We start from the raw sequence: 4320 nt of genomic DNA, 5'->3' as shown, positions 1-4320 counted from the left end.
GTGTCTTTCGCTCGTGTCTCAGGACGAGGAGGGGAGGCTGGCGCGCTGCTGGTTGCGCATGTCCTCGGTCTCGTCGGGTCGGGCGTAGTCGTCGGAGAGCCGCCAGGTCACCCCGAGCTCCGGGGTCGAGACCTCGAAGATGTCGCAGTCGGTGATGGCCACGAGCCGATGCCGCTGCCCGCGCATCACGGTGTAGCCCTGGTAGGGCACCATCTCGGTCTCGGTGAGCGTTCCGCTGCGGTCGTCGGCGATGCGCGCGCAGCGCCCGCTCACCAGCATCTGCGTCTCCTGCTTCTCGTCGTGGGCCTGCAGGCTGATGCGCCTGCCCGCGTCGAGATGGAGGATCTTTCCCGCGTAGGGCAGGCCTGGCTCGGTGAACAGCAGCTCGTAGCCCCAGGGCTTCTCGATTCGCTGCGCGAAGGGCGCGGCTTCGAATGTGGAACGGTCGAATCGGCTGGGCTCGAAGGGATGGCTCATGGGCGTGTCTTGGCGCTCTCCCTCCCGGGTTCCTGGTCGGGCTGAGCCACCTCGGCCACGCGCGGGCTTGAACGTGAGCCCGCGTTTCGCTACCAATAGGGCGGGGCGTCTGCTTGCCGGCGTCTCTCATCGCGCACTAGGAGGGCGAATTGGTCAGTACACGCGGGCAGAGGGGCTTCTCGTTGCTTGAGCTCATCGTGTCCATCGGCATCATCGGAACCTCGCTCATCCTGGTGGTGGGCATCTTCACCGTGCTCGTGAGCGGCAGCCAGAAGGCGTCTGACCTGACCTCGGGCAGCGTGGTGGCTGACGGAATCATGTCGCAGACCATCTACCAGGTGCTGGCCAACCAGACCGCCTTCTTCCGGGACGCCAGCTACAGCACCCCCCAGGTGTTTCGCGGCGGCACCTATCAGCTGAACAACACCGTGTACTTCTACAAGCTGTACTGCACCGACGCCTCGCTCACAGGGCAGCAGCTGACCTTCTACAGCAACGATGACGGGCAGGTCCTGGCCTCCTGCCTGCGCCGCTTCGACCTCGTGGTGTGGTGGAACGACGCGTCTGCCGCAGCCCAGACGAGCACGAGTTCGCTGTCTCTCAACCGCGCGGCCCAGGGCCAGGGCATGGGCCTGCAGGAAGTTCATCAGATGAGGCTGGTGTGGCCCGATGGCTCGCTCTGACCGCGTGCGCTTGACCCTGAGGCGCGGCGCCACCCTCATCGAGGTGCTGGTGGGGTGCGGCGTGTTCGCCTTTCTCATGATCTCATCGATCGCCATCATGAACATCGGCACCGGCGGCATGCGCGGCGTAGAGTCGAAGGCCGACGTCACGCGACAGCTCAACAAGTTCGAGGCCGACATCACCACCGAGCTGAAGCGAGCCTCGCTCGATTCGGTGGGGGTCTACACCCCCACCAGCGACTACCGCTGGGCGCTCTGGTTCAAGACCCCCATGAACGAGCCCGGCAAGTACGACCTCACCACGGGGGCGCCCACAGGACTCGGCAACTCCCTGATTCCTGTGAGCAACGACAGCGGCAAGCTGGTGGCGCAGCGCTACGTGCTGTACTACGTCACGCGCATGAGCGCGGCCAAGCACACCGCTGACTACGGCTTCCTGTGCGCCTCGTACAGCAACGGCAACAGCGGCCCGGACACCATCTGCCCGCACAAGTGGCTGGTGAAGAAGGAGCTCTGGCTCAAGAAGAACCAGCTTGCGGGTCCAGACACCATCGGTTCGCAGTCTGACCCCACCTCGCTGACCAACCTGCACTCCCCGTTGCTGCTGTGGGACAACGAGGTGACGCAGCCGGCGCTGCTCGCGGAGTGCGAGTCGTTCAGCGCGAGCAGCGTGGTGCATCGCGCGCAGGTCGTCGCTGAGAACGTCTTGAGCTTCGAGGTCACGCGTCTGGCCGTCGATTCCACGAACCCCATGGGCGCACCCAAGGTGAGCGCAACCGGCCCCATCGTGCTCTTCGACCTCAAGGTCTTCCGAGCGCTACAGGCGCGCAAGGCAATGACCGTGGGGGTCGCGCCGGCCACCTCGGTGACCTTCTCCACCGTCGAGTCACAGTCGGGCAACCAGATGGTCGACGTGGCGAGCGTGACCGACGCCACCGGCACCGTCACCACCCACACCAACAGCAGCTTCATCAGCGGATCGGCGGCGTCGAGCTTCACCGTGCAGCTCGACAACCGCGTCATCGTCCAGAACCCGTGAACGGAGGCGCAGCCATGAGCGCACAGCAACGACCTTCAAGAGTGCAGGGTGATCGCGGAGGGCACCGCGGCATCTACCTGATCTCGACCTTGCTTCTCCTCACGTTCCTCGTCATGCTGGGCGGGGCCATCGCCGTGTCGTTCCAGCAGGGTCTCGCTTCGTCGGGGAGCTTCAACAACCGCCAGCTCGCCATGAGCGCGGCCATGTCCGGGCTGCAGTACATCCAGGCGCGGCTCGAGTCCAACCCCAACACGTATTCGCCCAGCGATTCGCGCGTCGCGGGCACCACCTTGAGCGTGTCGGGGGCCCTGGGCGGCTTCAAGATCACCGAGACCTGCGCCAGCGTGCAAGACTCGAGCAGCCGCACGTTCAAGGCCTTCAATGTATGCGGCGCGCTCGACAACACGGGTGTTGCGGGGTCGGGCGAGCAGAAGGTGTACCTCATGTTCCGCGCGGCCTTCAACGGATCATACGTGAGCTACGCGGCGCTTCCCGACGCGTGGGGAATGGATCTGTTCTCGAGCTACAAGTCGTCCGACATCGGCAGCATGCCGTACGTCTCGATGAACAGCATCCTCCGCTCGAGCCTGCTGATCAGCAAGGGGCAGTCGTACCGGAATACGGGGGCGGCCTACAAGGTGGCGCCCACCGGCACCGCTGACGTCATCATCGAAGGTCTGGTGGTGACGCCGGATGGCAGCGTGCTGTCGCGTCGCTACGTCGAGGCGATGCTCAACCTTGTGGGGTCGCAGAAGCCCAGCGCCTCGGGCGTGGCCACCGCGGCCAGCGACATGAACCTCGAGCTGTACCAGGCCGGGGGTGCGGTGAGCGTGAGCAGTGCCGCCAATGCCGCATTGAACTCGAACGCCGGCCTCGCCAGCACCCAGGGCAACATCAACTTCAAGGGCAAGGACAGCGGGGCGACCGTCAACAACCTGCCGGGCTACAACAACAACCACCTGCTCGCATCCATCGACCAGAACCACAAGTTCAACTACACAGGTGCGGGTACGACCCTGGCCATCGACGCCAACACCTCTGGCCAGCAGGTGGTGCAGACCCGGGTGGTGCAGCCCCCTACGCTCACCGTGAGCCAGCTGCCGACCCAGAGCACCCCCTCGTCGGTGACCGCGGGAACCTGGGTGGTGTGGAACGGCCAGATGTATCACTACCCCGTCGACTACGATACCACCAAGACCCTGCTCAACCAGGGATGGAGCGGTGGCACGGGGGGTAGCCCCCCCACGCTCAACGGCAAGTCGAGCGACATCACGGGAGTGCCCTCCGGGTTCAGCTACGACAACCTCACCACGCTCACGGTGAGCCACGACATCGCCGTCTCGTCCGGCGCGGGCTCCACCCCCACCAATGGCTTTGCCGTCGTGGTGGCGCCCGACAGCAGCCAGCCGGCCGGCTTCCAGGGCAAGGGCAGCGCGCAGATCGTCTTCAACGCGTCGGCGACGGGCGACACCTACCAGCTGCGGGCGCCGGGCAACATCACGGTGGTGGGAAACGTCACCGGCCAGGGAGCCATCGTCACCACGGGGCAGAGCCTCAACGGGTCGAGCGCGGCCTCGGGCGACATCACCGTGGTGGGCAAGAGCGCCCTCGACACCCGATCTGACAGCGGGGTCGCCCTGTACGCCGCGGGCAGCGTCAGCGTGCAGCAGCTCAGCTACGCCCAGGCCCCCGCCGCGGTGCCCAACGTGGCCACCACGCTGGCGGCCATGGGGGTCACCCAGGGCAGCAACACCAGCGCGCAGAGCACGGGGACGACTTCGTCGATTTCGACGACGACAGACCCTGCCCAGCTGGCTGCGTACTTCGTTGGCCTCGCTGTGACCGAATATCGAAGAACCCATCCTAATGACGAAATGAAGATGGAAGCGCTGAAAGACACAACCATATCTCCAGGACAAACCGTTGTCACGGCCCCCTCAAGCGATCCGAAGTTGGAGAAATGGTTGCAAGCGATGAAGCCAAGCCTGACTACTCAGGACTGGAATAGTTTGGCCTCTCAAGCGCTTGACTCGATGTTGCAGTCTGGTGCTATCTCCGTAACTGGAGGTGACCAAGGAAACGACACGAACTACACGGTCGCAAATACGTCGACGTTGAGCA

At 64.8% G+C, this 4320-nt stretch carries 4 protein-coding genes; 3 read left to right on the top strand and 1 reads right to left on the bottom strand.

Going from position 1 to position 4320, the window contains the following annotated elements:
• Window positions 1-18 precede the first annotated feature (18 nt).
• Window positions 19-477: a cupin gene (locus EB084_20660; protein ID NDD30679.1), complete on the bottom strand. Its 459-nt coding sequence runs from the start codon at window positions 475-477 to the stop codon at window positions 19-21.
• A gap of 149 nt (window positions 478-626) precedes the next feature.
• Between EB084_20660 and EB084_20655 the strand changes: the two genes are divergently transcribed.
• The 3 genes from EB084_20655 to EB084_20645 form a co-directional block, all read left to right on the top strand.
• Complete coding sequence (locus EB084_20655; protein NDD30678.1) at window positions 627-1160, top strand: type II secretion system protein; 534 nt, start codon at window positions 627-629, stop codon at window positions 1158-1160.
• Window positions 1147-2199, top strand: a complete 1053-nt coding sequence (locus tag EB084_20650; GenBank protein NDD30677.1) for a hypothetical protein — start codon at window positions 1147-1149, stop codon at window positions 2197-2199. Before EB084_20655 ends, EB084_20650 begins: the two co-directional genes overlap by 14 nt.
• Window positions 2200-2240: 41 nt before the next feature.
• A partial coding sequence (locus EB084_20645; GenBank protein ID NDD30676.1) for a hypothetical protein occupies window positions 2241-4320 on the top strand: 2080 nt, incomplete at its 3' end.

It is taken from the genome of Pseudomonadota bacterium, from assembly GCA_010028905.1.
Lineage (GTDB): Bacteria > Vulcanimicrobiota > Xenobia > RGZZ01 > RGZZ01 > RGZZ01.
The sequence above is the reverse complement of the archived record's forward strand: the minus strand, read 5'-3'. Positions and strand labels throughout refer to the sequence as shown.

Excerpts from the sequence above, each read along its gene's own strand:
- EB084_20660 (NDD30679.1), bottom strand. The coding sequence starts at position 477 with ATGAGCCATCCCTTCGAGCCCAGCCGATTCGACCGTTCCACATTCGAA.
- EB084_20650 (NDD30677.1), top strand. The coding sequence starts at position 1,147 with ATGGCTCGCTCTGACCGCGTGCGCTTGACCCTGAGGCGCGGCGCCACC.